The following is a 1,253-nucleotide window of genomic DNA, read 5'->3' as shown; positions in this document are numbered from 1 at the left end:
CCTCATCCACGGTGCCGTAGCGGATGATCGGCAGGGCGGGGCCGAACTGCTCCTCGGCGACCAACGGGTTGCTGTTGGCGATGTCCGCGACGAGGGTGGTGGGGTAGAAGTTCCCGGGCTGGTCGCTCTCCGGGTTGCCGCCGAGCAGGATCCTGGCGCCGGAGTCGCGGGCTGCCTCGACGAGCCTGGCGACGATGTCGAACTGCTGGCGGTTCTGCAGCGGGCCCAGGACGTTGGCCTCATCGAGTCCGTTGCCCATGGGCATGGCACGGGCCACGCTGGCGAGTTCCTCGCAGACGGCGTCGTAAATGGCGTCGTGGACGTAGAGGCGCTTGAGCGCCGCGCAGGTCTGGCCGGTGTTGATGAACGCGCCCCAGAACAGGCCCTCGGCGATCGCCTTGGGGTCGGCGTCGGGCAGGACAATGCCGGCGTCGTTGCCGCCGAGCTCCAGGGTGAGGCGCTTGACCGTGTCGGCGGAGGATTTGATGATGGCCTTGCCGGTGGCGGTGGAGCCCGTGAACATGATCTTGCCGATCGCGGGGTGTCCGGCCAGGGCCTCGCCGACGTCGCGGCCGCCGGAGACCGCCGTGAGGAGGCCTTCGGGGAGTTCCTGGTTGAGGATTTCGACGAGGGCAAGAACGGACAGCGGGGTGTATTCGGACGGCTTGACGACGACGGCGTTGCCCATGCGCAGGGCTGGGGCGAGCTGCCAGACGGTGATCATCATGGGCCAGTTCCAGGGGCCGATCGCGCCGACGACGCCGATGGGCCGGTAGTGCAGTTCGGCGCGGGTTTCGCCGTCGTCCACCACGGTTTCGGGGTCCAGGGGCGTGCCGGCGGCGACGCGGAGCCAGGCGGCGCAGGCGCCGACCTCAAAGCGGGCGTTCGGGCCGTTCAGCGGTTTGCCCTGCTCGCGGGAGAGCAGGCGGGCGAGTTCCTCGGCGGAGCGTTCGACGGCGTCGGCGGCCCTGAGCAGCGCGGCGGACCGGGCGTCGTGGCCCAGTGCTGCCCAGGCCGGCTGCGCGGCGGCTGCGGCGGCGATGGCGGCTTCGAGGTCCTGAACGGTGTGGACCGGTGCTTCGCCGACCGGCTGTCCGGTGGCCGGGTCAAAGATCGTGCGGGTTTCCCCGGACACCGGGGTGATCGAGGCGAGCAGGGCGTCGTAGGTTTCCATGGGGGGTACTCCACATCGAGTAGGTCAGAGAACGCGGCCGGTGCGGCCTAAGAGTGCTGTTTCAAGCGTGCTCCGGCGA

1 protein-coding gene is annotated in these 1,253 nt (G+C 69.9%); it reads right to left on the bottom strand.

The window, feature by feature from the left end; all coding sequences use genetic code 11:
• On the bottom strand, positions 1 to 1,174 hold a 1,174-nt coding region (locus tag LQV45_RS33600), incomplete at its 3' end, for an aldehyde dehydrogenase family protein (protein ID WP_230012124.1).
• Positions 1,175 to 1,253: the final 79 nt, after the last annotated feature.

The sequence above is a fragment of the Microbacterium sp. Bi128 genome (assembly GCF_918698205.1).
Note: the sequence above shows the minus strand (reverse complement) of the source record. Positions and strands in the feature narration are given on the sequence as shown.